General features: G+C 65.3%; 23 protein-coding genes. 14 read left to right on the top strand and 9 right to left on the bottom strand.

Annotated features, from left to right (window positions below; translation table 11 throughout):
* The first annotated feature begins 102 nt into the window (after positions 1-102).
* From NZU74_13795 to NZU74_13755, 9 genes are all read left to right on the top strand, one after another.
* A complete protein-coding gene (locus NZU74_13795) occupies positions 103-1,218 on the top strand; it encodes a hypothetical protein (protein MCS6882401.1) in 1,116 nt (371 codons plus the stop codon).
* A 191-nt stretch (positions 1,219-1,409) separates the two neighbouring features.
* Positions 1,410-2,093 carry an MBL fold metallo-hydrolase gene (locus tag NZU74_13790; protein MCS6882400.1) on the top strand — a complete coding sequence of 228 codons (684 nt, stop codon included), beginning with the start codon at positions 1,410-1,412 and terminating at the stop codon, positions 2,091-2,093.
* An 89-nt stretch (positions 2,094-2,182) separates the two neighbouring features.
* Positions 2,183-3,736 carry a cryptochrome/photolyase family protein gene (locus NZU74_13785; GenBank protein MCS6882399.1) on the top strand — a complete coding sequence of 518 codons (1,554 nt, stop codon included), beginning with the start codon at positions 2,183-2,185 and terminating at the stop codon, positions 3,734-3,736.
* Positions 3,724-3,891 (top strand): DUF2256 domain-containing protein, encoded by a 168-nt coding sequence (locus NZU74_13780; GenBank protein MCS6882398.1) that lies wholly within the window; start codon positions 3,724-3,726, stop codon positions 3,889-3,891. Before NZU74_13785 ends, NZU74_13780 begins: the two co-directional genes overlap by 13 nt.
* Positions 3,892-3,894: 3 nt before the next feature.
* Positions 3,895-4,722 carry a deoxyribodipyrimidine photo-lyase gene (locus tag NZU74_13775; protein ID MCS6882397.1) on the top strand — a complete coding sequence of 276 codons (828 nt, stop codon included), beginning with the start codon at positions 3,895-3,897 and terminating at the stop codon, positions 4,720-4,722.
* Positions 4,722-5,165 carry a hypothetical protein gene (locus tag NZU74_13770; protein MCS6882396.1) on the top strand — a complete coding sequence of 148 codons (444 nt, stop codon included), beginning with the start codon at positions 4,722-4,724 and terminating at the stop codon, positions 5,163-5,165. Before NZU74_13775 ends, NZU74_13770 begins: the two co-directional genes overlap by 1 nt.
* Positions 5,166-5,602: 437 nt before the next feature.
* The gene (locus NZU74_13765) at positions 5,603-6,760 is read left to right on the top strand and encodes an ATP-dependent 6-phosphofructokinase (protein ID MCS6882395.1); all 1,158 of its coding nucleotides are present in this window, start codon (positions 5,603-5,605) and stop codon (positions 6,758-6,760) included.
* An 18-nt stretch (positions 6,761-6,778) separates the two neighbouring features.
* On the top strand, positions 6,779-7,840 hold the full coding sequence (locus tag NZU74_13760; protein MCS6882394.1) for a tagatose 1,6-diphosphate aldolase: 1,062 nt from the start codon (positions 6,779-6,781) through the stop codon (positions 7,838-7,840).
* Between the two features lie 288 nt (positions 7,841-8,128).
* Entirely contained in the window at positions 8,129-9,127 is a 999-nt protein-coding gene (locus NZU74_13755) for an aldehyde dehydrogenase (protein MCS6882393.1), read from the top strand.
* Positions 9,128-9,208: 81 nt separating this feature from the next.
* On the opposite strand, the gene NZU74_13750 is transcribed toward NZU74_13755, so the two are convergent.
* Both NZU74_13750 and NZU74_13745 read right to left on the bottom strand, forming a co-directional pair.
* Positions 9,209-10,327 (bottom strand): ATP-dependent 6-phosphofructokinase, encoded by a 1,119-nt coding sequence (locus NZU74_13750; protein ID MCS6882392.1) that lies wholly within the window; start codon positions 10,325-10,327, stop codon positions 9,209-9,211.
* A 275-nt stretch (positions 10,328-10,602) separates the two neighbouring features.
* A complete protein-coding gene (locus NZU74_13745) occupies positions 10,603-11,352 on the bottom strand; it encodes a class F sortase (GenBank protein MCS6882391.1) in 750 nt (249 codons plus the stop codon).
* 205 nt (positions 11,353-11,557) lie between these two features.
* Between NZU74_13745 and NZU74_13740 the strand changes: the two genes are divergently transcribed.
* Both NZU74_13740 and NZU74_13735 read left to right on the top strand, forming a co-directional pair.
* Complete coding sequence (locus NZU74_13740) at positions 11,558-12,277, top strand: SDR family oxidoreductase (protein MCS6882390.1); 720 nt, start codon at positions 11,558-11,560, stop codon at positions 12,275-12,277.
* An 8-nt stretch (positions 12,278-12,285) separates the two neighbouring features.
* Positions 12,286-12,591 carry a hypothetical protein gene (locus tag NZU74_13735; protein ID MCS6882389.1) on the top strand — a complete coding sequence of 102 codons (306 nt, stop codon included), beginning with the start codon at positions 12,286-12,288 and terminating at the stop codon, positions 12,589-12,591.
* Between the two features lie 230 nt (positions 12,592-12,821).
* Here NZU74_13735 and NZU74_13730 read toward each other — a convergent pair whose 3' ends face one another.
* Positions 12,822-13,769 carry a hexose kinase gene (locus NZU74_13730; protein ID MCS6882388.1) on the bottom strand — a complete coding sequence of 316 codons (948 nt, stop codon included), beginning with the start codon at positions 13,767-13,769 and terminating at the stop codon, positions 12,822-12,824.
* Between the two features lie 304 nt (positions 13,770-14,073).
* Here NZU74_13730 and NZU74_13725 point away from each other — a divergent pair, with 304 nt between their 5' ends.
* Positions 14,074-16,002, top strand: a complete 1,929-nt coding sequence (locus NZU74_13725) for a PhoX family phosphatase (protein MCS6882387.1) — start codon at positions 14,074-14,076, stop codon at positions 16,000-16,002.
* Positions 16,003-16,105: 103 nt separating this feature from the next.
* On the opposite strand, the gene NZU74_13720 is transcribed toward NZU74_13725, so the two are convergent.
* Positions 16,106-17,512, bottom strand: a complete 1,407-nt coding sequence (locus tag NZU74_13720; GenBank protein MCS6882386.1) for a DUF4397 domain-containing protein — start codon at positions 17,510-17,512, stop codon at positions 16,106-16,108.
* Positions 17,513-17,955: 443 nt separating this feature from the next.
* Between NZU74_13720 and NZU74_13715 the strand changes: the two genes are divergently transcribed.
* Positions 17,956-18,711, top strand: a complete 756-nt coding sequence (locus tag NZU74_13715; GenBank protein MCS6882385.1) for a DsbA family protein — start codon at positions 17,956-17,958, stop codon at positions 18,709-18,711.
* A gap of 270 nt (positions 18,712-18,981) precedes the next feature.
* Here NZU74_13715 and NZU74_13710 read toward each other — a convergent pair whose 3' ends face one another.
* Positions 18,982-19,353, bottom strand: coding sequence for a (2Fe-2S)-binding protein (locus NZU74_13710; GenBank protein MCS6882384.1), 372 nt, complete (start codon positions 19,351-19,353; stop codon positions 18,982-18,984).
* A gap of 930 nt (positions 19,354-20,283) precedes the next feature.
* On the opposite strand from NZU74_13710, the gene NZU74_13705 reads away from it, so the two are divergent.
* Positions 20,284-21,249 carry a tyrosine-type recombinase/integrase gene (locus NZU74_13705; GenBank protein MCS6882383.1) on the top strand — a complete coding sequence of 322 codons (966 nt, stop codon included), beginning with the start codon at positions 20,284-20,286 and terminating at the stop codon, positions 21,247-21,249.
* Positions 21,250-21,363: 114 nt separating this feature from the next.
* On the opposite strand, the gene NZU74_13700 is transcribed toward NZU74_13705, so the two are convergent.
* The 4 genes from NZU74_13700 to tatA form a co-directional block, all read right to left on the bottom strand.
* On the bottom strand, positions 21,364-22,182 hold the full coding sequence (locus tag NZU74_13700) for an alpha/beta hydrolase (GenBank protein MCS6882382.1): 819 nt from the start codon (positions 22,180-22,182) through the stop codon (positions 21,364-21,366).
* A 358-nt stretch (positions 22,183-22,540) separates the two neighbouring features.
* Positions 22,541-24,259 (bottom strand): DUF87 domain-containing protein, encoded by a 1,719-nt coding sequence (locus tag NZU74_13695; protein MCS6882381.1) that lies wholly within the window; start codon positions 24,257-24,259, stop codon positions 22,541-22,543.
* Positions 24,260-24,710: 451 nt separating this feature from the next.
* On the bottom strand, positions 24,711-26,021 hold the full coding sequence (gene obgE / locus NZU74_13690; protein MCS6882380.1) for a GTPase ObgE: 1,311 nt from the start codon (positions 26,019-26,021) through the stop codon (positions 24,711-24,713).
* A 380-nt stretch (positions 26,022-26,401) separates the two neighbouring features.
* A complete protein-coding gene (gene tatA / locus NZU74_13685) occupies positions 26,402-26,593 on the bottom strand; it encodes a twin-arginine translocase TatA/TatE family subunit (GenBank protein MCS6882379.1) in 192 nt (63 codons plus the stop codon).
* Positions 26,594-26,834 lie beyond the last annotated feature (241 nt).

Here is a 26,834-nt window from a genome sequence, read left to right as displayed (position 1 = left end):
GACGGGCCTTTCCGGCGCTGCACCCTGCGCCGGTAAGGGCCCACTGCCACCAGGGGCGTCATCCGTGCCCTTCTCGCCGTGCTCACCCAGAGGAGGCGCATCATGAGGCATATATTGCTGTTCGCTGTCGCGCTGCTTACCCTGTTGCCAGCGGCGCCAGCAGCCGCGCAGACAACGCGCCGCTGCTTCTCGGAGACCGGCTTCTGTATCGAGGGAGCGTTCCGCGCTTACTGGGAGCGCAACGGCGGGCTGCCGATCTTTGGTTATCCAATCGGCCCGGTGCAGGTCGAGGAGATTCGCGACGAGCAGGGCAAGCTGCTTTTCACCGGGCCGGTGCAGTGGTTCGAGCGCAGCCGGCTCGAGGACCACAGCGGCGCCGGTCTGGGCATCCTTGCCGGCCGGCTTGGCGCCGAACAACTCCGCGACTTCACCTTCCAGCCGCTGCTCACCCTCCCGCCTGCCGTTGACCCGCCGGCGGACCCTGGCTGCCGCTACTTCCCCCAGACCCGTCACAGCCTCTGCCCTCCCTACCTCCAGGTCTGGGAGCGCAGCGGCGGTCTTACGCGAATGGGCTACCCGATCAGTGAGCCGTTCCTCATGACGATGGGGCCCTGGAGCGGCGAAGTGCAGTACTTTGAACGACAGCGCATGGAGCGCCACGACGAACTGCCCGGCGCGCCCGTGCTCCTCGGCCTTCTCGGCCGCGAGCAGCGCCTGCGCATCCCCTCGGCCACCTGCGCCGTCGGGATGGACCCCGTCTTCGGCGACCGGGCCTGGCAAGGCTACGGGCTGGCGATGTATCTCGCCGGCTGCCCTGCAGTTGCCCAGCGTGACATCCCTCTGGCCGAGCAGTACTTCGAGCGTGGTGTAATGGTGTGGTCCGGATGGCGCTTCGACACCCGCGTGTACGCCATCCGCACCACACCGTTGCCCGTGATCTGGACGAGCTATCCCGATCGCTGGAGCGAGGGGCAGCCCGAGAGCGGCAACCTGCAGCCCCCACCCGGACTTCAAGAGCCAAAGCGCGGCTTCGGCAAGGTCTGGCGTGAGGCGCCAGGCGTGCGCGAGACGCTGGGCTGGGCGACAACGGCCGAGCGCGCCGACGTGGGCGTCGTACAACCTTACCAGAAGGGCGCGGCGATCTACATGCAGGGCGCCAACACCGTCTACCTGTTCGGGCCAAACGGCCAGACCTGGGCCTTTCCTCGTTATCCTTAAATATGTAGCGATCTCGCCAAACCCTACCCGAGGTCATACCGAAGGTCCCGGAGGACGCAGCCCCCCGACGCCAATTCCTGTTGCATACGCTGCAATCACATCAGGTCTGATCGCAATCCAAAATCCAAAATCTAAAATCCAAAATCCGAAAACCTCCCATTGTCGCCCGGCGCAGCCGCATAGGATCAAGGATGCACATCATCACCATTAAACTATCCCTCGCCAACGTCTTCCTGCTGCGCGGGGAACGCTGGATCGTCATAGACGGCGGCGCGCCCGGCGATGGCGCTCGCATCCTGCGCGCCGCCGCCCGCTACGGGATCGCGCCTGGTGACATCGGGCTAATCCTGCTTACCCACGGCCATCTTGACCACTTTGGCGGCGCCGCCGAGTTGCGCGCCAGCACCGGCGCGCCGATCGCCGTCCACCGCGCTGATCTGCTTCTGCTGCGCGAGGGCCGCAACCCCACCTCCCTGCGCAGCACCGATCTGGAAGGCCAGCTCTTGCGACCCTTTCTGCCCTGGCGCACCACGCCCCTGGAACCGGATATCACCTTTGAGGATTCCTTCGACCTCGCCCCGTTCGGCATCGAAACGCGCACCGTCCACACTCCCGGTCACAGCGCCGGGCACAGCGTGGTGCCGCTGCCAGACGGCAACCTCATCGCCGGCGATCTGTTGCGCGGCGGCTTCCTGGGCGGGCGGCTGCGCGGGCGCCTGCCCAACCCGCCGTACTTCGTCACCGACGCGGTGCAACAGTCGGCCAGTCTGCAACTGGCCCTGAGCCTGCCCGCCCACACCTGGCACATCGGTCACGGCGGGCCGCTCGCCGTCGAACGCATCCGCGCCCGCACGAAGCGCCTGGGGCTGGGGTGAGCGGAGGTGTTGTTCTAGCTCCACAGCTCCACAGCTCCACACCTCCACACCTCCACATCTCCACCCTTCTCCATGGTATGCTACAACAAATGACCCACGAACACCTCTCCCACTCCACAGCGCCCATCACCGTCTGGATACTCGGCGACCAGTTGCTCCGCGAGCACCCGGCCCTGCTTAGCGCCGAGGCCGCTGTCGGGCGGGCCGGGGTGCGCGTGCTGCTGATCGAAAGCGCCGCGCGCCTGCGCCAGCAGCCCTACCAGCGCAAGAAGCTGGTGCTGCTTCTCAGCGCCATGCGCCATTACGCCGCCAGGCTCACAGCCATGGGCTACCAGGTGGACTACCGCCAGGCCCCTGATTTTCTCAGCGGGCTGCGCGCGCACTGCACCGCCTACCGCACGGCTCAGGTGCTGACCATGGCCGCCGCTGAGGAACCCACCCGGCGCTTCCAGCAGGACGAAGCCGGCCCGGCCCTGGGCGCGCCGGTCGAAGTGCTGCCCAACACCCAGTTTCTGGTTGGCCGGTTCGACCCCTTTCCCGATGCCCCGCCGGAGCGCACGATCATCATGGCCACCTTCTACAAGGCCATGCGCCGCCGCTTCAACGTGCTGCTCGACGGCGACGGCGCGCCCGTGGGCGGGCGCTGGAGCTACGATGTCGAAAATCGCAAACCGTTGCCCCGCAGCGCGCAACCCCCGCCACCGCCGCGCTTCCCGCCCGACGCCATTACCCGCGCCGTGATGGAGGAGGTCGCGGCGCTGCCCACCGGCATCGGCAACGTCGAAGGCTTCGACCTGGCGGTCACCGCCGAAGAAGCCGACCTGGCCCTCGAGCGTTTCATCGTCGAACGGCTGCCCGATTTCGGCGCCTATGAGGACGCAATGACCCGCCGCTCGGCGCTGATCTACCACTCCGGCCTCTCGCCCTACCTCAACCTGGGGCTGCTCACCCCGATGCAACTGGTGCGCGCCGCCGAGGCCGCCTACGCCGCCGGTCGGGCGCCGCTCAACTCGGTGGAAGGCTTCGTGCGCCAGGTGCTCGGCTGGCGCGAGTACATCTACTGGCAGTACTGGCGGCGGCTGCCCATCCTGCGCAGCGCCAACCGCTGGAACGCCACCCGGCCCCTGCCGGCCTGGTTCTGGACCGGGGATACCGACATGGCCTGCCTGCGGCACGTGCTCCAGGGCGTCCTGAACACCGGCTACACTCACCACATCGAGCGGCTGATGGTGATCTGCAACTTCTGCCTGCTGGCGGGCATCGAGCCGCAGGCGGTCAACACCTGGTTCCTGGCCGCCTATGTGGACGCCTACGAGTGGGTCATGTTCCCCAATGTGATCGGCATGGGCCTCAATGCCGACGACGGGGTTGCCACCAAGCCCTATATCGCCTCGGCCAACTACATCAACGCCATGAGCGACTACTGCGGCGGATGCCGCTACCATCCCAGACAGCGCACCGGTCCGAACGCCTGCCCGTACAACCTGCTGTACTGGAACTTTCTGATCGAGCACGAAACCGCGTTGCGGGCCAACCCGCGCCTCGGGCCGGCAGTGCTGGGCCTGGGGCGCCTGGCGCCCAATGAACGGACGACGATCCGCCGTGAGGCAGCGGCCTTTCTGGAGCGCGTATGCGGGGAGTGAAAAAACAACATCTGCCTGAGAAAACCTGCGCCGCCTGCGGCCGGCCCTTTCGCTGGCGCAAGAGCCTGGCAAAGACCTGGGACGAGGTCAAGTATTGCAGTGACGCCTGCCGGCGCTACAGGGCCAGCGGCGGCAAGCCGTCCCGGAGGAGGTGACGCGTGCCCGGAGACTTGCGCCGAGACTTCACCGATCGCGACGACCTGATCGCCTACCTGGCGGCGGAGTTTCCCGCCGCCGCCGCGGAGAGCGACGCGGTGAGCGCCACCATCGGCGGGCGACGGGCGGCCGAGGCGCGCCTGGCCGCGATCCGCCCGGCGACCTATGCCGCTACGCGCAACTTCCTTGGCGGCTCGGTCAGCCGTCTGTCGGCCTATATTCGCCACGGGGTGTTGAGCCTGGCCGAGGTGCGCCGGGCGGCCCTGCGGGCCGTAGCGCGCCCCGATGAGGCGGCGAAACTGATTAACGAACTGGCCTGGCGCGACTACTGGCAGCGTGTGTACGCCGAGATCGGCGATGGCGTCTGGGAGGACCGCGAAGCCTACAAAACCGGCCTCAGCGCCGCCGACTACGCCCCTGATCTGCCCGCCGACATCGCGACGGGAACGACGGGTCTGGCCTGTATGGACGCCTTCAGCCGCGAACTGATCAGCACCGGCTACCTGCACAACCACGCGCGGATGTGGCTGGCGGCCTACATCGTCCACTGGCGGCGCGTCGCCTGGCAGTCCGGGGCACGCTGGTTCCTCAGCCATCTGCTCGATGGCGACCCGGCCAGCAATAATCTTTCGTGGCAGTGGGTCGCCAGCACCTTCAGTCACAAGCCCTACATCTTCAACCGCGAGAACCTGGAGCGCTACAGCGACGGCGTCTACTGCCGCGAATGCCCGCTGCGGAGCAACTGCCCCTTCGACGCAAGCTACGAGACGCTCCAGGCGCGCCTGTTTCCCAATACACCTCTGCAACCGGCGGCCCCCCGGAGGCGCTGATGAGCATGCAAAACCCGATCGTCTGGGTGCACGGTGATTGTCTGAGTCCTCGCCACCCGGCGCTGGCAGCTTATCCGGGCGCGCCGGCGATCTTCGTGTGGGACGAGGAACTGCTCGTCGAGCTGCGCGTCAGTCTGAAGCGGATCGTCTTCATCTACGAATGCCTGCTGGAACTGCCGGTCACCATTCGCCGCGGCGACGTAGCCGTCGAGGTGCTCGCCTTCGCCGAAGAGCGGGGCGCCGACGGCATTGTTACCAGCGACAGCCCTGGCCCGCGCTTCCGGCGCATCCGCGAGCGCCTGGAAGCCGCGCTGCCGGTGCGGGTCATTCCGGTCGAACCTTTCGTGCGCGCCCCCCGGCAGCTGGATCTAGCGCGCTTCTCCCGCTACTGGCGAGCGATTCAGGCTGAAGTCCTTTCCGATTCTGCCGATAATGCGCTATAATTGTGCGTGCAACCTTTCGCGCGCGCGGCCGCGGGCATCCGGCACACACGCAACCCGATGCATGGATATCCATCACAAGGAAACTTTTCTTAACCACGACTATTGACACGTGTCCTAGAATAAGGGCGTTAGCTTGCTGATTGCATATGGTGCCGATGGTGTCACCCATCCTTCGCTCCTGTCAGCGGTTGCGCACTCGCCTGATACAGGCGTGTAGCCTGGGCCTTGGCGCGTTATTCGGCGGGCGCCATAGCGCGTGCGCGCCTGAAGCGACATAATCCCGGACTGTGAGCCTCCTGCGCGTACTGGCGCGGGTCGCGGCCGGTCAAAACCATATCTGGAGCACCTCTCTCGAGGAACGCCGGGGGCGTGACAACGCGTAGGAGCGAACAGCGCCCCCAGGAGCAGCGCGTAGAAGCGTAGCGAAAGGAGTCACCATGCGTATCGGGATCCTCACCGGCGGCGGTGACGTACCCGGCCTGAACCCTGCCATCAAGGCGGTGGTCAACCGGGCAGCCGCCAATGGCTGGGAAGTCGTGGGTATCCGCAGAGGTTGGGCTGGCCTGCTCAACTACAACCCCGATGACCCGGAGGGCAGCGCGGAGTGGATCGAACCGCTCACTCCCGCGAGCGTGCGCACGATCGACCGCTATGGCGGCACCCACCTGCACACCTCCCGCACCAACCCGGCCAAGGTCAAGGAGTCGGCCATGCCCGAGTTCCTGAAGGGCCGGTTTGAGTTCAAGGGAGAGAAGAAGGTGGCCGATGCCACGCCCCACGTCTTGCGGGTGCTTGAGCACCTGCGTATTGACACGCTGATCCCCATCGGAGGCGACGACACCCTCAGCTACGGGGTGCGTATGCACCAGGAGGGCGTGCGGGTCATCGCCATTCCCAAGACGATGGACAACGACGTCTTCGGCACCGATTACTGCATCGGCTTCAGCACCGCCGTCACTCGCAGCGTCGAGTTCATCAATGCGCTGCGGACGCCGGCCGGCAGCCACGAGCGCATCGCGGTGGTCGAACTCTTCGGGCGCAACTCCGGCGAGACCGCGCTCATCTCCGCTTACCTCGCCGATGCGGACCGCGCGCTGATCAGCGAGGTGCCTTTCGATATCGAGAAGGTGGCCCGGCTCCTGGTCGAGGACCGCAAGAAGAACCCGAGCAACTACGCGGTGCTGGTGGTCTCCGAAGGGGCGAGCATGATCGGCGGCCAGGTGGTCGAGTACGGTCAGGAAGACGCCTACGGCCACCGCAAACTCGGGGGGATCGGGCAGATCGTTGGCGAAGCCATCAAGCAGATTACCGGCATCGAGATCGTCAACCAGCAACTCGCCTACCTGATGCGCGCTGGCGCGCCTGATTCGCTTGACCGTATGGTGGCCATCTCGTATGGCAACCTGGCCGTGCAACAGCTTGAGAAGGGTCACAACGGGGTGATGGTGGCGCTCCAGAATGGCGTCTACACCACCGTGCTGGTAGACACCTGCATCCAGGGCGTCAAGCGCGTGGATGTGCCCGAACTGTACGACGTCGACGAGTACAAGCCGCGCATCACCCACCTGGTCGGCAAACCGATGTTCCTGTATTAGGCAGAGAGGAGAACCGCTATGGCAAAGGTACGGTTGACCCGCGGCAAGTTCCAGGGCATTTCGGCATGCGCTGATGAGCGCGGGATCATCGCTGCCGCCGCGATGGACCAGCGGGGCTCGTTGAAGAAGGCGATTGCCAAGGCTCGCGGCGAGGGCGGGCAGGCTACCTTCGAGGATATGGTCGCGTTCAAGACCGCGGTCACCAAGATTCTCACCCGCTACGCCAGCGCCATCCTGATGGACCCCGAATACGGCCTCGAGGCGCTCAAGCACCGCGCGCCGGGCACGGGCGTGCTGATGGCCTACGAGAAGACCGGCTACGACGCCAGCGTCAAGGGCCGTCTGCCCGATCTGCTGTCGGAGTGGAGCGTGCGCCGCATCGTCGAGGCCGGAGCCGATGCGGTGAAGATCCTGCTCTACATCAATCCCTTCGACGACCCCAAGATCAACTCGATCAAGTACGCCTTCATCGAGCGCGTCGGCGCGGAGTGCGCCGCGCTGGACATCCCCTTCTTCCTCGAGCCGCTGGCCTACGATGACGACATCGGCGACGAGAAGAGCTTCGCCTTCGCCAAGGTGAAGCCAAAGTACGTCACCGCCTACATGGAGGAGTTCTCCAAGCCCCGCTACGGGGTTGACGTGCTCAAGGTCGAGGTGCCCGTGAACATGAAGTTCGTTTCGGGCACGCGCGCCTTCAGCGGCGAAGAGGCTTACACCCGCCAGGAGGCGATGCAACTCTTCCGCGAGGCCGCTGCCGCCGCCAGCAAGCCCTTCATCTACCTCAGCGCTGGCGTCACCGACGAGGTCTTCCGCGAGACGCTCGAACTGGCCGCCGAGGCCGGCACGCCCTTCGCCGGCGTGCTCTGCGGCCGCGCCACCTGGCAGGACGGCATCCCCGTCTATGCCCAGAATGGCGTCGAGGCCCTCGAGGCCTGGTTGAGCGACCGCGGCGTGCAGAACATCGAGGCCCTCAACCAGGTGCTTGCCAAGGGCGCCGTTCCATGGTGGACGGTCTACGGCGGCAAGGAGAACATTGAGGTGATTGACCTGCCGAGCTGGCAGTACCCGCCCGGGCGCTAGATCTTTCGCGTGGTCAGGGCGAACAATCTTTCGCCTCAACGGTCAGTAGTCTGTGAACTGCTTTTTCGGCAACCCTGCCCCCTCCCCAACCCTCCTCCGCTGGGGGAGGGAATCCGGCGCCTTCCCCCAACAGGGAGAGGTTGGGAGGGGGGCGGAAATGCCAGGAAACTTCGTTCACAGACTAGTCAGTCGGGGCGAAGAATCTCTCGCCCCAACGGTCAGGAGAGGGGGTTTTCGCCCCGACCCTGACCATCCGGGCATTCACTCGTAGGAAAGGAGTTTACCTATATGGGCAAGGTCGCCATCCATGGCTTCGGGCGCATCGGGCGTTCGCTGCTCCGCGTCGCGCTTCAGCAGAATCTCTGGTCGCCGGTCTCGATTTCGGATATCAAGGACCCCAAGACGCTCGCCGCTCTTTTTGAGGTGGATACCAACTACGGGCGCTGGCACGAGCCGGTGTCGGCCACCGAATCGGGAATGACCATTGGCGGGCGCGAGGTGTTGTTCTTCAACTCGAAGAACGAACTGCCCGACTGGAAAGCCCTTGGCGTGGATCTGGTCATTGATTGCACCGGGCGCGCCACACGCCGCCCCGGCGCCCAGGCGCACCTCGACCGCGGCGCGAAGCGCGTGCTCATCTCCGCCCCCAGCAAGTCGCGCGAGGACGCCGATGCTTTCTTGCTGCCCGGCATCAATATGGAGAGCTTCGATCCGGATAAGCACCGCATCATCAGCATGGCCTCCTGCACCACCAACGCCCTCGCGCCCGTGGTCAAGGTCGTGCTGGAGAACTTCGGCATCAAGTATGGCCTCTTCTCGACCGTCCACGCCTACACCAACACCCAGTCGCTCACCGACCAGCCTATGGACGATCGGCGCGACTCCTGGGCCGCTGCCGAGAACCTGATCCCCTCCTCTTCCGGCGCGGCCAAGGCGCTGGGCTTCATCTGGAACGGCCTGAAGATCACCGGCAAGGCTTACCGCGTACCCGTAAGCACCGGCTCGATTGTGGAACTGAACGTGCTCACCGAGAAGCCGGTGACCGTCGAGGCGGTGAACGACGCCTTCCGCAAGGCCGCCAGCGAAGCCCCGCTGAAGGGGATCATGGACGTGCTGGAGGACGAGTGGGCCTCGTCGCGCATCGTTGGCGACTCGCACTCCTCGATCGTTGACCTGCCCCTCACCCAGATGCAGGGCGACCTGCTCTCCGTCGCCGCCTGGTACGACAACGAGTGGGGGTACTCCGCGCGCCTGGCCGAAATGGCGGCGTTCCTCAGCCAGCATTAGCTCGCTGTTCGCTGGTTGTGGCGGCACAGCCGCCACAACCAGCCCGGAGTCCGGGGCCTGCCCTGGAATCAGCACGCCTGTTTATTCATCCCCAAAGCAGATCCCCATATCGCGGGCCGTCAGGATGGTGTCACAATCGAGCGGCACCGTCTTCATGCGGCTCGTCGCCACCTCCAGGGGCACATACTTCACCGTTGGGGGATCGAGAGCCACCATGATCCCCGACTGGCCCTCGGCGATGGCCCGCACCGCCGCGGCGCCAAAGCGCAGCGCCAGCAGGCGATCAAAGGTCGTCGGCGAGCCTCCGCGCAACAGATGCCCCAGCACCACCAGCCGCGTCTCGCGACCGGTCAGTTCCTCCAGGGCATGGGCAACCTTTTCGCCCACGCCGCCAAGCCGATCGGCCCGTCCCGGTTCGCGCGCCACCACCGAGAAATCCCCGCCAACAGGGCGAGCGCCTTCGGCAACGACGACAATCGAGAAGTAACGCCCGGCTTCCTCGCGCTGGCGGATTTTCTCGGCCACCAGTTCCAGATTGTAGGGAATCTCTGGAATGAGAATGACATGCGCCGATCCGGCGATCCCGGCATGGAGGGCGATCCAGCCCGCGTAGCGCCCCATCACTTCCACCACCAGCACCCGCTGGTGGGCCTGGGCCGTAGCGGTCACGCGATCCAGACATTCCGTGGCGAAGGATACGGCTGTATCGAAGCCGAAGGTTGACACGGTCCCGTCGAGGTCGTTGTCAATCGTCTTGGGCACCCCGATCACCCGCACGCCCTTGCGGGCCAGCGCCGCCGCGATTTCCATCGAGCCGTCGCCGCCGATGGAGATCAGGGCGTCAATCCCGTAGGCCGCCAGGCCGTTGACCAGTTCATCAGTGCGATCGCGCTCGTAGATGGTGCCGTCGGGCCGCAGGGTGGGGTAGCGCATCGGATGCCCGCGGTTGGTGGTGCCGATAATCGTGCCGCCCAGACTGGTGATCCCACGCACACTGTCACGGGTAAGCGGGATCACCCCGCCCTGGGGGTACTCCTTCGGTGAAAGAATACCTGCAAACCCGTCACGGATGCCGTAACATTCCCAGCCTCGATGCAGCGCCGAGAGCACCGCGGCGCGAATCACGGCGTTGAGTCCCGGCGCATCACCGCCGCCGGTGCTCAACGCAATACGAAAGGGTGCAGCATGCGAGTGTGCCATGGTTCCTCTCTCCCCTCGGTCCAGGCGTCTATCGGCAGGCTCGATCTGCTCGTGATCGTGGCGCCAGATCGCGCCGGACGCCGTGGATAGACGCACTCTCCTTCTGTCTCTCCGCCAGTGTAGCAGGGCGGCGCGGCTGTCACCGTTGCCGTTGCGTATCGCGCCGTGACAGTCCGTACACCCCGGCAGCTCCTCCGGTACGTTCTTAGACCGGAAGACGAGGGAGGACCGCCTCCTGAAACGAAATCGGATAACCTGGACGGATGGAAAGGCTCTTAGCGTGGCTCAGCGATGGTAATCAGTCGGTGGGTCATATCAACGGTAGCGCCGTTAACGATAACCTTGTCGCCGATACACGACACCAGGGTCACCTGCTCCCGGCCGACAGGCAAGATGTACTCAACCTGATCGGGCGTTGCCCAGACTTTCCTGGTGATTACATAGTGGTGAGCGGCGCCATCGGCGCTGTAGAGGATGAGCTGCGCGCCGACGGGCGCCTCGTTCAGGCGCGCGAAGGGCGCCGGGATGTGCGGCGCGTCGTGGAAGCGCAGCACGTGGCCCCAGAGCACCACGTTCTCCATCTGACCGGGCGCGGCGCTCAGGTTGTACCATCCAACATCGTGCTTCGGCACAATGGGTATACGATTGCGGTCCAGCCCGACAGGCGCCACCTTCTGGTCAAGCTCGATTGCCGGGATCACCAGCCGCACCGGCGGCCCGCCGTCACGCCGCGCCAGTGGCGCGGGCGTGGCCGTCGCAGCCCTGGGAGTGGCCGTCACCGGCGCGGGAGTGGCCGTCACTGGCCTGGGAATGGCCGTCGCAGCCCCGGGGGTGGCCGTCACTGGCCTGGAGGTGGCCGTCGCAGCCCTGGGGGTGGCCGTCATTGGCGCGGGGCTTGCGGTCTCGAGCACGCGGGTGGCCGTCGCTGGCGCAGGGAAGGTTGCGGCGGATTGTATCAGCGTGGCTGGAGGAACCGAACCACACCCGGCCAGCAGCGCCACCAGGATGAGGACGAAGAGGCGCATAGCACACATGCTCCGGGAGTGCTTGATGTGCCGCAGATGTATTGGCGCCGCAACAATCCGCCATCGTCACTATACCATATTCCTGGCACGACGGCATTGCAACCGACCCCGGCGAGTTAGGCTATAATCTGCCGCAACAGCCGGTTGAGGGGGGCAGGGGCGTTCGTGTACCCCAGGAGTTTGAGGGTCCATCGTCGAGGAAGCCATGAAGCTCAAAGGACGCGTCGCTATTATTACCGGGGCCTCCAGCGGCGTTGGTTATGCCACCGCGCGCCTGTTCGCGCGCGAGGGCGCAACGGTCGTCGCAGCGGCCCGCCGCCGGGACCTGCTGGAGCACTTGATTGCCGAAATCGCCTATGAGGGCCATCAGGGTCTAAGCATTCCCGCCGATGTGACCGACGCAGCCCAGGTGCAGCATCTTGCCGACCAGACCGTCGCGCTCCTCGGGCGGATCGACATTCTGATCAACTGCGCTGGCGGGGTCATGAAGATCTCGCCGGTGGAGCAGTTCAGCGATTCCGAGTGGCGCGCGATCATTGACACTAACCTGACCGGGGTCTTCTACGCGACCCGCGCCGTCGTGCCGTATATGAAGCGCCAGCATAGCGGCACTATCGTGAACCTCGGCTCGCGCGTGGGCAAAATGGGGATCGCCAATATCAGCCCCTTCAGCGCCGCGAAGTTTGCCCTGGCCGGCTTTTCGCAGTCGCTGGCCCAGGAGTTGCGCCCCTACAACATCTTTGTGACCAATGTGGTCGCGGGCATGATCAACGCCGACCTCGCGCCCCTCAACCCCGACGAGTCGCTGCGCCGGCGTCTGCTTACCACCGAAGACGTGGCCCACGCGCTGCTCTGGGTCTGCACCCTGCCGCCCAGTCTCCGAGTGGATGAACTGCCGATCATGCCTCGCCATGTAGATCTATGACCCTGTCCATGGAAACCATCATCATTGGAGACTATGAAATAACCTATACTCCCGACGGCGAACCGGCCCTGGTCATTCACCACGTGGTGCGCGGCTACGATGCCGCCGTCCTCGATGCGGCAGCAGTGGCGACGCTGCGTGACCTGCTTTCCATACAGCAAAAACGCATCCGCAACCTGGGCAAGTATCAAGCCATCTTCGGATCTGGCGGCGATATGGCGCTCTATACGGCCGCCGGTCAACGCTCCGTCTACCTCAATGCGGATCAGACCGTCCGGCTTGCAGCGCTGCTCGCAGCCAATCAACAGAGTTAATCAACTTCTGGATGTATGCCTGCATCTGCGCGTCGTTTCTGGTTGCGGCGAGGCGCCTTGCTCACACGCGCAGCCGGCGGGTATGCCTTGCTGGCGGCGCTCCTCACCTGACCAACGGCGGCTCATCTGACAACCCACGTCGCCACAGGCAATGGCTGGCGCCTCGGGTGCTCCGGCTTCAATGACGCCATCCTGAATACCACGCCCAATCCAAAATCCAAAATCCCAAATCAAAAATCCGCAATCCCCCTGGCCTCCACATGCACCGCCACCCGCAGGTTCTCCACCTCGCGCAGGTCAAACCGGCCCCCGCCGATGGTCAGGGCATCGGCGGCGCCGCAGGCCACCCCCAGGCGCAGGGCCTCAGGCAGGTTCATGCCACGCAGCAGACCGGTAGCCAGGCCCGCCAGCAGCGAGTCGCCGCTGCCCACGCTGCTCACGATGCGCATGCGGGGCGGGCGGGCCCACCAGGCGCCGCTTGCATCGGCCGCAACGCAGCCCAGCGCACCCAGACTGACCGCCGCCAGGCTGACGCCCTGCGCGCGGAGCGTCGCCAGGGCCGCCAGCGCCGCTGGAACATCGCTCACCGGGCGACCAAGCGCCGCCCCGGCCTCGTGCCCATTCACCTTTACCCCCCAGGGCTGCGTCGCCAGGGCCGCCTCCAGCGCCGGCCCGCTAGTATCCACTATCACCTGCAAGCCGCGCGAGGCCAGATCGACCAGCAACGCGCCCAGGTCTGCCGGCGCGACTCCGCGGGGCAGGCTGCCAGAGACCACGGCAAGCGCGGACCCGGAGGCCGCCGCCAGCACATCGCCGGCAAAGGCATGCCAGTCGGCGGGGGCAAAGATTGGTCCGGACTCGTTCAGCGCAGTGGCATCGCTGGCCTCGCGGTCAACCACCAGCACGCAGGTGCGCGTCTCCCCCGCCTGGTGGCGTGTCCAGCGGCCCGCCAATCCCTCGGCGGCGGCCAGGCGAGCCACCATATCGCCAGTCAGCCCGCCGAGGGGGGCGCAGACCAGCGCCGGCTGGCCCAGGGTGCGCGCCGCGCGGGCCACGTTCAACCCTTTGCCCCCTGCTGCGACGATGACCTCATCGGTGCGGAAGACTCCGCCGAGGCGCAGGCCCTGGAACACCATCGTGCGATCTAGAGCCGGATTGGGCGTGATGATAAGCAGCACGGGCTTTCTCCTCATATGAACCGGGAAAACCTGATTTCCCCAGGTCTCTGTCGGCAGGTGGGGAGCAAACCAGAGGTTTACTCTACCAGCACAGATGAAGATTAAGTCATTCCTTAATCATTCCCTAAAAAATTAATAACACTTATTTTACTTTCGCCCCTTATCATCGTCACGTCCATTGTACTAGCGCATGGACAACAGATGGCCGTGTTGCCAGAACTGTAAGGCATTGCTGGCCACAGGCCAGCAGCGCTGTTTTGTGCGTCCTACGGAGCAAGACAGACACTAGAAGGAGACCCAGGTCATGGGCGGTCACGACGAGAAGGACAAATGGATCGTCCGCTCTGAGGAGGGGATTGGCGAAACCTTCGGCACGATTCTTGAGCGCCGCTTGAGCCGCCGCGAGGTGCTGAAGAGCGCCACCATCGCCTCGTCGGTGGCGATCATCGGCTCGGCGGCCCTTGGCGCCGGGACTGCCGCCGCGCAGCGTGTTACCACTCCGCAATTTGCCCGCGTCGAACCGACGCCTCCAGACTTTGACGATGTCAGGGTGCCTGAGGGGTACTACGCCCGCACCCTGATCCGCTGGGGTGAGCCGCTGTCGGCCACTGCCCCCGTGCACAATGTCTGGGAGCAGACCGCCGAGGCTCAGAGCCAGCAATTTGGCTACAACTGCGACTTCGTGGGGTATTTCCCGCTGCCGCTCGGCTCCAACTCCTCAACCCGCGGCCTCCTCGTGGTGAATCATGAGTACACCAACGAGGAGTTGATGTTCCCCAACTACGACCCAAAGAAGCCCACACGCACCCAGGTTGATGTGGGCATCGCCGCTCACGGTCTGTCGGTGGTGGAGATCCAGCGCGCCCCCGACGGCACCTGGAGCTACGTGCGCAACTCGCCCTTCAACCGCCGCATCACCGGCGAGACGCGGATGCGCATCAGCGGCCCCGCCGCCGGCCATCCACTGATGCAGACCAGCGAGGATCCCACCGGCACCGTGGTGCGCGGCACGCTGAACAACTGCGCTGGCGGCAAGACGCCCTGGGGCACCGTGCTGACCGCCGAGGAGAATTTCCACCAGTACTTCGGCAATCTCAGCAAGTTCGACAGGAACGACCCGCGCTTCGCCATTCACCGCCGCTACGGCATGCCCGCCGAACAGAGCGAGCGCGGCTGGGAGCTGTATCACAGCCGCTTCGATGTGGCCAAGGAGCCGAATGAGGCCTTCCGCCACGGCTGGATGGTTGAGGTTGACCCCTACGACCCGAACATGACCCCCGTGAAGCGCACCGCCCTGGGCCGCTTCCGCCACGAGGCGGCGACCATCGGCATCGCCCCCGATGGGCGCGTGGTGGCCTATATGGGTGACGATGCCGTCTTCGAGTATGTCTATAAGTTCGTCACCCGGGGCAAGTACAATCCCAATGACCGGGCCGCGAATATGAACCTGCTCGATGACGGCACCCTCTACGTGGCCCGCTTCAACGATGACGGCACCGGCGAGTGGCTGCCCCTGGTCTTCGGGCAGGGTCCGCTGACCCCGGCGAACGGCTTTAACTCGCAGGCCGATGTGGTGATCAACGCCCGCCGTGCTGGCGACCTCCTGGGCGCCACCAAGATGGACCGCCCTGAGGACGTGGAGCCGAACCCGGTCACCAAGAAGATCTACGTGGTGCTGACCAACAACACCCGCCGCGGCGCTGAGGGCCAGCCGGGCCCCGACAAGGCCAATCCTCGCGCCAAGAACGAGGCCGGTCACATCATTGAGATCACCGAGACCAACAACGACTACGCCAGCACCACCTTCCGCTGGGAGATGTTCATCATCGCCGGCCTGCCCAGCGATCCCACCACCTATTTTGCCGGCTACGACAAGAGCAAGGTCAGCCCGATAGGAGCTCCCGACAACGTGACCTTCGACAATGCCGGCAACCTGTGGATTGCCACCGACGGGGCTGCTCGCGCCATCAAGTACAATGACGGCCTCTTCGCGGTGCCGGTGCAGGGTCCGCAGCGGGGCAACCTCCAGCAGTTCTTCTCCTCCGTCGCCGGCTCGGAGGTCTGCGGCCCTGAGTTCACGCCCGACAACCGCACGCTCTTCCTGGCCATCCAGCACCCCGGCGAGGGCGGCACCTTCGAGAAGCCGATCAGCACCTGGCCGGATCGTGTGGGCCTGCCCCGGCCGAGCGTGATCACCATCCAGGCGTTCGACAACCGCCCAATTGGGACCTGAGTCCGCACCCTCTCCCTGCCCCCCTCTCCACCTGCGGTGGAGAGGGGGGAAAGCGCCGCACAGGGAAAAGGGCATGGGGCAACTACGTTTCCCCACCCCCGCGCTACTTCAGCACCAGCGGAAGATAGACCCGCTGGCCGAATAGTTCTGGCGCCACCAGAGTATTGAAGGGCTGATTAACGCCGTCGCCAGCGACGAAAAGGGTTGTGCCGCGCCCAGCAGGAAGAACGAGCAGCGGCGCATGAATGACCGGCTCGCCTCCGCCACGTCCTGTAAAGCGCAGCCGGTACACGCCGCTGTCAACGGTCAACAGCGCCTCACTGCCGAAGGGCATCTCCGCCTGCCCCCCGAAGATGAAGTTGCGCTCGTCGCGCAGATCGAGTTGCCCGCGAACGCCGGGCGCAAACGGCGCCGCGTGCAGCACGCGCAATCGCGCGCCGTAGGGCGGAGTCTCGGCAAGGTCGGGGAGCAAGACCAGCCGTAGCGGAGCGCCATTGGCGCCGCCAATCGCCGCGACAGTGTAACCGCGCCCTCGCTCCAGCTCCACTTCAAGACCGGCCAGTTCCGCTGGCGGCGTCCCCGGACGATCAACGGCCAGCCGGTAGCTGCCTTCTTCCAGGGGCAGTTCGGCGCTCAGGGCGAAGTACGCCAGGTTCTCCAGCACCCGCGTATCGTTCACCCGCACATGCACCGGCGCCGTCCCGCTGGCGAAGGGTGCCAGGTGCAGGACACGCACACGCGCCGGCACACGCCGTTCGCGGGGAATCTCGATGACACGCAGCGGTTGCCCGCCGGCGCCCCCGATCACCGCCAGTACCACCTCCTCACCTGCGGCAAACACCCGTGGCGGCAGATCGAGGAGCGGCGGTGCGGCGGGCCGGCCCGTCGGCACGATCTTCACATCTAGCGCCTGGCCCACTGGCACGGAGAGCGGCCCCGGCGCCTGCCCGAAGGCGATGTTCAGCAACCCCGGAAAAGCCTGCCCATTCTCATACACCACATCAACCGTCGCCGCCGCGCCGGGGGCGAACGGCGCAGCATGCAGCATGCGCAGGGTCGCCGTTCCGGGCGCAGGGGGAACGGCGCTGTCGGTGACGGTGAAGACGGCAAGGGGAAAGCCATTGGCCCCGCCGCCGATTACCAGGGTATGATCCCTGGCGGCTTGCAGGGTGGCGGCGCCGCTCAGCACCGGCGTGGCGCCGGGCAGTTGCTCCTGGGTCAACGCTCCAGGGAAGACCAGTACGGGGTAGACTCCGGCGGGCAACTCGCGGTACGGCAACCGTTCAGCGAATTGCAGGCCGCTGCCAATCATGGTGTCAATCCCGCCGATCCGCAGCGCGACGGTGACCGGGGCGGCGCCACCCAGCGGGGCGGCGTGCAGCACGGCGACGCGCGCCGGAGCTGCCGCCAGCGGCGCTGCGCGCACTGCGGGCAGCGCACCCGCCAGCGCCAGCAGGACCGCCAGGCGCCCGATGAGGCCAAGAAAGCGGCGAAGGGATGTCAGAGGCATACGCTGCTCCTTTGCTGCCAGACCGGCGCGCGAGACAGGCGCGACCATGGCGCCTGGCCCTGCTCGTGCCTGGAGGCGAGTCACGTGGCGTTCTATGGTACGATCAGGAGCGCGTTCTGTCGAGTGGGGGGCTACCGGGTTGGCCGGTGGCCCCTGGGTCTCTGGTTGTCCGGCGGCCCTGGTTTACTCCATAGTCAAGCCCTGTCACCAGTGGCGGGCCGCCGGTGGTGGAGATGATAGGCGCCTGGTTGCCCTCGACGGTAGGCGCAAAGGGCGCAGCGTGGACGATGCGGAGTCGCGCCTGGCTCTGCGGAGGTCGCATCGGGTCATCGGGGCGCAACTGCAGAGCCTCTGCAACAGCCCTGGAAGCCGTCCCGATGAGCCATCTATGGCACAGCGATCTGTTATAATACCCGCAACGCCGTATTCTAAAGGAGCTACGTGTGCGCCTGCTCACCCGCGTCCTGCTCGTCGCCATCGGGCTGCTCCTCGCCGCCTGCGGCGCCTATGCGCCGCCAACGCCTACCCGTTCAGCGTTGGAGGAGATGCAAACCAGCGTCGCCCTCCAGGCGCGGCCTACCCTGGCCCCAATCGATCCGGGGCTGCTGCCCACACCCGCGCCCACCTCTCCGCCCCCCGCTATTGCCGAGGTCCTGCAATTGCGCCCCGATGACCCGCGCGCCCTCGGCAATCCCGACGCGCCGGTGCTGATCATCGAGTTCACCGACTACGAGTGCCCGTTTTGCCAGCGGTTCTTCCGCGAAACGCGCCCGCAGATTATCGAAACCTACGTGCAAACCGGCGCGGCCCGCTTCGTCGCGCGCGACTTCCCCCTGGCCGACATCCACCCCTCGGCCACTCTGGCGGCCGCGGCGGGCCAGTGCGCCGCCGCTCAGGGGCAGTTCTGGCCTATGTATGAACGCCTCTTTGAAACCCATCAAGAAGAGTGGGGCGGCGTGCCCAGACGCGACCGCGACGTGTTCATCGAGTTTGCCGGCGAACTGGGACTTGACGGCGCCGCCTTTGGCGCCTGCCTCGATGATCCGGCAACGCTGCGGCAAATTGAGAACGAACAGGCCGCCGCCACGCGCTTCGGCGTCAACTCCACGCCCAACTTCCTGGTTAACGGCCAGTTGCTGCGTGGCGCTATGCCATTCCGGGTGTTTGAGGAGCTAATCCAGCAGGAACTACAGCGCTAGTGCAACGCTGCGCGTTCCGGCCAAAAAACACCTATGCCTTGCCCACATGTCACGGCGCTTCATACACGCTGTTCCGCTGGCGTCGGCAGAGCGGTGGGCGTGTCCGAGTAAACCGGCAGGGGCGACCGGCCGGTGGTCCCTGACAGTCTAGACAGGCAGACAGGTCGGGAGCTGAACGCCCCCTTCCAACTTGTGCGTAATGCATGGGCCAAAAACATCGGGAGGGCAAAGCCTTCCCAGAAGCACGCTCGGCGCGAAGCGCTCTGCCGCTCAGGACTTTAACTCTTCAACAGGGTAAAACACTGCCTCGGGCGTCACCGTGGCCTCGGGCGCAGGACCGGTGTCGGTCCAGCCCTGGTTCTCCCGCGTCATGCTCACTTCGGCAATAGCCATGTCGTGGTCGCAGACAATCTGGCAGGCCAGGCGGTACTGGCCAAACAATTCGCGCTCGGTGAGTTTCTCGTATTCGGCGCGGGTCATCGTGGCCGGTTCACCTTCCGCAAACACCACCCGGCAGGTCGTGCAACGAGCATAGCCTCCGCAACGGTGCCCGATCTCCACTCCCGCTTCCTCGATCGCCAGCACCAGACGCTTTCCGACCGGCACCTCGAGCGTCTTTCCTTCCACGGTCAGCTTCGGCATAACTGCAACTCCATCGCATCCAGAACGACACAAGTAATAAAGGCGACTGGAGGGGTATGGGGAAACCAGGTTTTCCCACGACCCTGCCGGGGCAGCCCACCTCTCAGGTGTAGGGCTTTTCGAGCGAGCAGGGGTTTTCGGCATTCTAATGCGCTTGCGATCCTCACCCCCCGCCCCCCTCTCCCGCTCGCGGGAGAGGGGGGAGCTGGGCGTCCCAATGCCCCAGATGGCGAATGCGACGCGAGCATGCGCCGGAAAAACCCTACACTTGAGAAGGGCAACCCATCCCTCCGAACTGTGGCAGGTAGCGGCGCCCCCTTCCTTTTCACCGTAACACAAAGGCCGCGACGCGTCAATTCGGGCGAGTTGTCAGGTACGATTGGGAATGCAGGAAGCAATCGAGACCCCCGCTCCTATTGACACCAGGTTCGCGCGGACACATGCGGCATGAATTTCGGCGGAAGCGCCTATGAAACCGTCGTGCCGCTCTTCTATTCGCCAGCGTCCACGAGAAGCTGCTCTTGCGAGGATCTCCCCCAGCCCAACCCCAGGGGTTGCACCCAGGGGGTCGCCAATAATCCGGCGCCCGGCAGATGGATGAAGTCTAAATATTCACAACTTAGAACTAGAAATGTGTCGTAGTTTTTGCTATAATGCAAAACAGGGTCAGCACTTGCGCTAGAACAACGCGGCTGCGCACCTCCACTGCGGTTGATGACCGCTGCGGAACCGAAGCTCGCGCTCGCCGCACTGCCGATGGGCATCGTTCCACGCACGGGCGGCATCCTTCGCCAGCCTGATCGTACCGACGCACTCCGGAACGTGCGCCAGGCAGATGCCGATCAGTTTCAGGAGCAAGCCTTGTTACGGCAGCGGCGCCGTGCGAATACAGAGGAAAGCTAGCATCCGCGGTGCTAAAGGAGGGCGACCATGTCCAACAGCGATAGCCCGAGCGAGCCCGGGTCGCGCACGATCGCCAGTGAACTGGAAACGTTCCTGAGCGATATTCAGCGCGAACATGGGCTGAGTGCCAACACGATCACATCGTACCGGTGTGATCTGCGCACGGCTGCGGCGACGCTCACCATGCCGCTGGAGGAGATCGCTACCAGCGACATCAAGGCGTTTCTGGAAAGTCGGAACGAACAACCGGGCACCACGAACCGGCGCATTGCCAGTCTGGGCCGCTTTTTCCGCTGGGCGCTGAGCCAGGGATATGTGACCAGCAACCCGGTTGAACGCGTGGGGGTGCGCTACCACGCCGAGCATCGCCCGCAACCAATTGCCAGCGAAGCCGAACGGCGAGCGCTTGACGCCGCGATTAACGCCAGCCCGCAACCCTACCGTCTGATCTTCACCCTGCTGCGCGAGATTGGCGTTCGTACCGATGAGGTGCTGAACCTCAACGTCGGCGACGTGATCCTCGAACCAGGGCGCGAAGTGCTGCTGGTGCAGGACAGCAAGAGCGGCACCAAGCGCATGGTGGTGCTCACGCCAGACGCCATGCCCCGCAGTCTGCGCGGCCTGCGGAGCTGGCTGCGCGAGTTAGGCGATGATGTGTCGCCCGATACGCCGCTGTTCCAGTCGTCGCGCGGCAATCGCGCTTCCTATGACACGCTCCATCGCCGCTGGGTGCAGGTATGCAAGCAGGCGCGCCTGGTGGACGTGGTGGACGGCAAGGAGGTGCCCCGCTATACGCTGCACCATCTGCGCCACACCGCCGCTGCCGAGCTGATCGCCTTCTATCCTGAACAGGTGGTCCGGCGCATCCTTGGCCATCGCGATCCGCGCAGCACCCGCCGCTACGCCGAAATCGTGCGCGGCAACGGCTACAAAGCCAACAACACGAACGCCGGTAATCAGCTTGGCCAGCGACGCGAGCAGCAGGCATCCTGATGAGTTCTGAGCGAGTGCCGGCCGGACGCCAGGTTGCCTGACGCCACGGCCCGCGCACCCGCTGACGGCCCTATAGGACCGCGCTCGTCCAACCCGCTGGCAGCACCGCCTGTTTCATGCATGCAACCAGGCCAGGAGGGTTGCCATTGTCGCGGCATAGCCGGAGCCGCGAAACATATTATGGTTGGTTCCCGGCACCTCTATGACTCGCCCTCTGCCGTCGCGCAGGCGAGTCTGCAGTTCCTCCAGCACCGGCGCTGACACCACGCTAAAGGCGGGTTCGCACACCAGCACCAGCAACGGCGCCTCGACGTATGCCACCCGCTCCACCAGGCGCCATCCCTCCCGTGGCAGGAAGAAGCCCTCCACCTGGGCGCGCCGGCACTGCTCCAGAGCGATGCTCTTCCAGTACACGTCGCCTTCGTCCCAGGCAGGATTATTCGCGCGCACCTGCGGGCGCACGACCTCAGCCGGCGCCCCTACTCCCGCCAGGAACTCTGCCAGCCGGGCCGCACCCCACTCCGGCGTGAGCTCCAGCGCCGGGTCCACCAGCGCCACGCGCGCCAGCGCGGCGCGCGCCGCGTGGGCGCCGCTGGCCAGCACCAGGGCTGTGGCTCCGCCCCAGGAGTGGCCGATCAGCCGCACCTCGCGCAACTCAAGGTGCATGATTGCCTCGCCAACCAGTCCGGCAATCGTATCCAGATCGTGGGCCTGGCTCACATCGCTCTCGCCGTGACCGGGCATATCCAGGGCGAGCACACGGTAGCCCACAGCCCGCAGTGCCGGGGCCACCCGCCAGAACGTCGCGGCGCTGCTGGTAATCCCATGCAAGAGAACCACCGGCGGTCCGGTCCCGCCCCAATCCAGATAACTCAGCCGAATGTCCCCCAGGGTGAGATAGCCGCGCGTGGCGTCAAGCGTATAGTCCATCATCGCCTCGTTGCCTAACATTGCGGATCAGCCAGGGTCATGCGGGTTGTGGCGACGCTTAACCCGATTACGGGACGCCGATCCTCACCCTCCCCCGCCTCGCTGCGCTCGGCGCCCCCTCCCTCTCCACCTGTGGCAGAGAGGGCAGGTGAAGGGTTTTTTGGCCCATCCTCGCGTCGCATGCGCCATCCGGGGCATTGGGACGCCAGACTCCTCCTCTCCCGCTCACGGGGGAGGGGCAGGGGGGGTTAGGATTGTAAGCGCAGTGGAATGCCAAAAACCCCTTCACGCTTGAAAAACCCTGCACCTGAGAAGAGCAGGCTGAGGGGCGGGTGAGGACCGCAAACTGCCTGCTTTTACCTCAGCGTAGCTGAAAACAATGCGGATTGGCGCGCATCAGGTCATCGGCGCTGCGAAAGCCCTGCAGCACCAGCGGCGTGCCCAGGCTGCCCAGAGCCACGATCGGGCCGGTGATCATAAACGTATAGCGCCCGGTGCGTTTTGGATCGGGCAACGAACAGTAGCGCGCAAAACCTTCCTTGCCCAGTTCTGTTTCCACATATTCACGATCAGCCCCCAGCTTGAAGCCCTGGCCAAAACACTTGACCTGGAGTTGTCGCAGGATGATTTTATCGAAATCGTGGAGGGTCTGGGTGATGAACATCCAGCCCACGCCGTACTTGCCGGTCATGCGCACGCTCTGGGCCAGCAAGGCGCGGGTGCGGGCCCCGTCGCTGCTTTCGGCGGCGTGCTCCCCGGCAAAGAGGTGCGCCTCGTCGAGCACCACCAGCGCGTTGGACTGCTGCCCGTGGTTGAAGCTGCGGTGGATCACCTGGCGCAGGCGGGTGAGAATCTCGTTGAGCAGGAAGTAGGGCACGGCATCGTGTCCGCCTTCCTGGGCAAAGGAGAGCACCACGACCTCGCGATCGGCGAGCACGCGCTGGATGAGCTGCGAGAGGGGCACGCGGCCCGTGTCGGTGCGGAAGGCCGCCAGCGCATTGGCCCAGATGCGCTTGAGCCGGGCCTCGTCGAGCTGGAAGCGCGCCAGCACGTCCTGGGCGCGCTGGCCCTCGCCGGGCGTCGTGCCAGGGCGACTGGCGTAGATCACATCGGCGAAGCGGGCCAGGTCCCGCACCAGCAGGGGCAGATCGGCTCCGCGCAGATCGCGCACGGGCCGGCGCCGGCCCTCGGCGTCGGTCAACTCAGCGATCAGGTTGGCGAGCCGCTCGCTGGCCTCGCGTTCCTTGCCGGCCCCTTTGAAGCCCAGACTCTCGAAGAACCCGGCCCGCCGCAACGTCTCGGTGAAGGCCTCGGGGCCTTCGAGGGCCACCTCGTCGGTGCTGACGACGTTGACGGCGCGGCTGACACGCAGGCTGCCCAGCAAACGCCTGATGCTAAAATCCACCCGGTGGTCGCCGGCAGCGAAGCGGTCGCGCCCGAACTCGCCCTGCGGGTCGAGCACCAGCAGGCCCATCTGCGGATTGCTGGCAAACCCGGCGAGCAGTTGCGCGGCGAAAATGGACTTGCCGCTGCGGGTCTGGCCGAAGATGCCTATCATGACCGCTTCGCCGAAGCCGCCCGCCTCGGTCGGCCCAAAATGGCGCAGGGTCAGCGGCACGGGCAGGCCGTCGCCGGGGGAAGCGCCGGCATAGAAGATGCCCGGCTCGGTATCCACCAGGGCCTGGAGGACCTCGGCGGTGGCCGGATACACGGGAGTGCCGCTGGGCGGCGGGGTGGAGAGGGTCGTGCGGCGCCGCACCCGCCCGTCGTCCTCAAGCAAGAATACTCCCAGGGCCGTCAACTGGGCGCTGGTCAGGTCGCTCTCGCCGGAGAGGGCTGGCAGGGCGCCCTGATGCTTGATCACCGCGCGGATGATCGGGTCTTCATGCCAGCGGTTACGGGTAACAATGCCGCCAAGCTGGCAGAGGGCCCGCTTGCGATAGGCCCGGCCATTGAAGCGTTCCACCACCTCAAAGGTCACCCAGGCGTGATCCAGCGCCCGGTCGCGGGCGGTTTCGAGGATGTCCACGGTGAAGGTGGTGGTGCTGTTCGGCGAACCGATGATCGCAATTGGCTGCATGAACGTCTGTGCGGCACAAAAATGCTAAACACCCGTTCTGATTATAGCAGCCGCCGGTGATATGTCAATTGCCGGGCTGTTAAGGGTTTTAGAGCACCGACCGAAATGCTTGATCCACTGAGGACACTGAGCGGTGTAGCTCGCTGCGCCTGCGCCGCCATCGTTACGGGTCAACCGTTTCGAGAAACGCTATAGAGCGTATTGGAGGATTGAGGGGAAACCGGGTTTCCCCTTACCCCTGCCGGACGGAAGGGCGAAGACCTCTTAGAACCTCCCACCATACGAAGTAGTCCGTGAACGAAGTTTCCTTGCATTTCCGCACCCCCTCCCAGCCTCCCCCCGTTGGGGGAGGAGTCAGACTCCCTCCCCCCGCGGGGGAGGGTTGGGGAGGGGGAGGGTTGGGGAGGGGGCGGAGGTACCGAAAAACTCAGTTCACAGAGTAAGGGACCAATCACTCAAACCGCAGGCTATCCCACTCCAGCTCGGCGTCGGCGATGTAGACCGTATCACCCTCCTTCAGGCCCGCCTCGATCAGGGCCTGGCTGATGCCGCTGGCTTCGAGCACGCGCTGCACGCGGTCAAGCGCCTCGGGCTGGGCGAAGTTGGTCATCTTGATCAAGCGCTCGATGCGGACGCCGCGCACGCGCCAGCCCTTGCCTTCGCGAGAGATAGTAAAGGCGTTCTCGTCCACCGGCGGAACGGGCCAGGTCAGTGGCGGCTCTTTGGGATCAACCGGTTCGCGGGCCGGCGCGGGGAGGGTGCGCAGCACGTCGGCGACCCGACGCATCAGCGCGTCAACCCCTTCGCCGGTGGCGGCGGCAATAGGGAACAGGTTCTCGGGCGCGACAGGGAGTTCGGCGCGCAGACGCGGCAGGTTCTCGCGGGCCGCGGGCAGGTCCATCTTGTTCAGCGCTACGATCTGGGGGCGCTCCGCCAGCGCCGGCTGGTACAGGCGCAGTTCGGCATTGATAGCGTGGTAATCGGCCACCGGGTCGCGGAAATCAACCCCGGCCGCGTCAATGATATGGATCAGCACGCGGGTGCGTTCGATGTGGCGCAAAAAATCGTGGCCCAGCCCGACGCCAGCATGAGCGCCCTCGATCAGTCCGGGAATGTCGGCGACGACAAAGCGATCCCGGACGCTGACCTCGACGATGCCCAGATTGGGCTGCAAGGTGGTGAAGGGGTAGTCGGCAATCTTCGGGCGCGCGGCGCTGATCACCGAGAGCAGGGTTGACTTGCCGGCGTTGGGAAAACCGACCAGGCCCACATCGGCAAGCAGCTTCAACTCGAGCTGCAGCTCCAGTTCCTGACCCGGCTCGCCCAGCTCGGCGATGCGCGGGGCCTGGCGCGTCGGGGTGGCGAAGTGGACATTGCCCAGCCCGCCCTTGCCCCCGCGGGCAGCGAGCAGGCGCTGCCCGGGGCGCGCCAGGTCAACTTCGCAGGTCACCCCGTCGATGGTCGTGCGCACGATCGTGCCGGGGGGCACGCGGATCACCAGATCCTTGCCCTGACGCCCGTGCATGTTGTTCTTTTGCCCGTGACCGCCGTCTTCGGCGACAAATTTGCGCTCGTAGCGGAAGTGGAGCAGGGTGTTGAGGTTCGGATCGGCCACCAGGTAGACATGGCCGCCGCGCCCGCCATCGCCGCCGTTGGGGCCGCCGCGGGGCACGTACTTCTCGCGGCGGAAGGTGGCGGCGCCATTCCCGCCGGCCCCTGAACGCACCACAATTGTCGCCCGGTCGTAGTAATCTTCAGCCATACCAACTACAGCATCACTCACATACCTTGAACTGAGACCTGATCCCTCGTGACTGCCGGGACGCGATGGCGCAAAGGCCCGGCATTACTGCCACGAACACGTTGCGCCTTCGCGTCGTTGCGTCAAGCTTTCTGAGCAATGCTTGAAAACAATAACTTAGGGTTGCTCATACCCTGGAGAAACACCGCGCCGCCCCTGGACGCCCGGCTACGCAAAAGAGGGGCGGAAGATTTTCCGCCCCTGACCTTCACGGCGCGCTTCAACCTGCGGCAAGACAGGCGCCCTACAGCTCTCCTGAGCGTCTGGGATGAGGAATAATACGAATGGGCCACCTTAAGGCGGCCTGCTCGCGCTGGAAGGCTCGCATTCCGACGCGCCGCCTACGCCTTGGTCCCGTCTTCAGCCTTCGGCTCAGTCTTGACCGCAGGCGTATCATCCTCCTTGACCGCCTTCTTGAACTCGCGGATGCTGCTGCCCAGAGCGCCGCCGATGCCAGCCAGGCGCCCGGCGCCGAAAATGGCAATCACGATTATCAAAATGATCAGCAACTCACCCCAGCCGAGGCCAAACATACGCCTGTCTCCTTCCATCTCGCCGCGCAGCGCGTGGGGGGACGCGGATCAAAACGCCGTTGATATGGCTTCATTATACCTCAGGCAGGGGGCATGTCAAACCAGATGGGCGGATAGTGGTCCTCACCCTCTCCCCGGCTCTTCTCAGGTGTAGGGTTTTTCGAGCGAGAAGAGGTTTTCGGCATTCCGCTGCGCTTGCGATCCTCACCCCCCTGCCCCCCTCTCCCTGAGCGGGAGAGGG

The organism is Chloroflexaceae bacterium, assembly GCA_025057155.1.
Classification (GTDB): Bacteria; Chloroflexota; Chloroflexia; order Chloroflexales; family Chloroflexaceae; genus JACAEO01.
This window is presented reverse-complemented; position numbering and strand designations above follow the sequence as displayed.

Coding starts and splice junctions, on each gene's coding strand:
- NZU74_13720 (MCS6882386.1), bottom strand. CDS start 17,512: ATGCCTCTGACATCCCTTCGCCGCTTTCTTGGCCTCATCGGGCGCCTG.
- NZU74_13795 (MCS6882401.1), top strand. CDS start 103: ATGAGGCATATATTGCTGTTCGCTGTCGCGCTGCTTACCCTGTTGCCA.
- NZU74_13755 (MCS6882393.1), top strand. CDS start 8,129: ATGGGCAAGGTCGCCATCCATGGCTTCGGGCGCATCGGGCGTTCGCTG.
- NZU74_13705 (MCS6882383.1), top strand. CDS start 20,284: ATGTCCAACAGCGATAGCCCGAGCGAGCCCGGGTCGCGCACGATCGCC.
- NZU74_13785 (MCS6882399.1), top strand. CDS start 2,183: ATGACCCACGAACACCTCTCCCACTCCACAGCGCCCATCACCGTCTGG.
- NZU74_13745 (MCS6882391.1), bottom strand. CDS start 11,352: ATGCGCCTCTTCGTCCTCATCCTGGTGGCGCTGCTGGCCGGGTGTGGT.
- NZU74_13750 (MCS6882392.1), bottom strand. CDS start 10,327: ATGGCACACTCGCATGCTGCACCCTTTCGTATTGCGTTGAGCACCGGC.
- NZU74_13735 (MCS6882389.1), top strand. CDS start 12,286: ATGGAAACCATCATCATTGGAGACTATGAAATAACCTATACTCCCGAC.
- NZU74_13790 (MCS6882400.1), top strand. CDS start 1,410: ATGCACATCATCACCATTAAACTATCCCTCGCCAACGTCTTCCTGCTG.
- NZU74_13710 (MCS6882384.1), bottom strand. CDS start 19,353: ATGCCGAAGCTGACCGTGGAAGGAAAGACGCTCGAGGTGCCGGTCGGA.
- NZU74_13760 (MCS6882394.1), top strand. CDS start 6,779: ATGGCAAAGGTACGGTTGACCCGCGGCAAGTTCCAGGGCATTTCGGCA.
- NZU74_13765 (MCS6882395.1), top strand. CDS start 5,603: ATGCGTATCGGGATCCTCACCGGCGGCGGTGACGTACCCGGCCTGAAC.
- NZU74_13780 (MCS6882398.1), top strand. CDS start 3,724: ATGCGGGGAGTGAAAAAACAACATCTGCCTGAGAAAACCTGCGCCGCC.
- NZU74_13700 (MCS6882382.1), bottom strand. CDS start 22,182: ATGATGGACTATACGCTTGACGCCACGCGCGGCTATCTCACCCTGGGG.
- NZU74_13725 (MCS6882387.1), top strand. CDS start 14,074: ATGGGCGGTCACGACGAGAAGGACAAATGGATCGTCCGCTCTGAGGAG.
- NZU74_13695 (MCS6882381.1), bottom strand. CDS start 24,259: ATGCAGCCAATTGCGATCATCGGTTCGCCGAACAGCACCACCACCTTC.
- NZU74_13740 (MCS6882390.1), top strand. CDS start 11,558: ATGAAGCTCAAAGGACGCGTCGCTATTATTACCGGGGCCTCCAGCGGC.
- obgE (MCS6882380.1), bottom strand. CDS start 26,021: ATGGCTGAAGATTACTACGACCGGGCGACAATTGTGGTGCGTTCAGGG.
- tatA (MCS6882379.1), bottom strand. CDS start 26,593: ATGTTTGGCCTCGGCTGGGGTGAGTTGCTGATCATTTTGATAATCGTG.
- NZU74_13770 (MCS6882396.1), top strand. CDS start 4,722: ATGAGCATGCAAAACCCGATCGTCTGGGTGCACGGTGATTGTCTGAGT.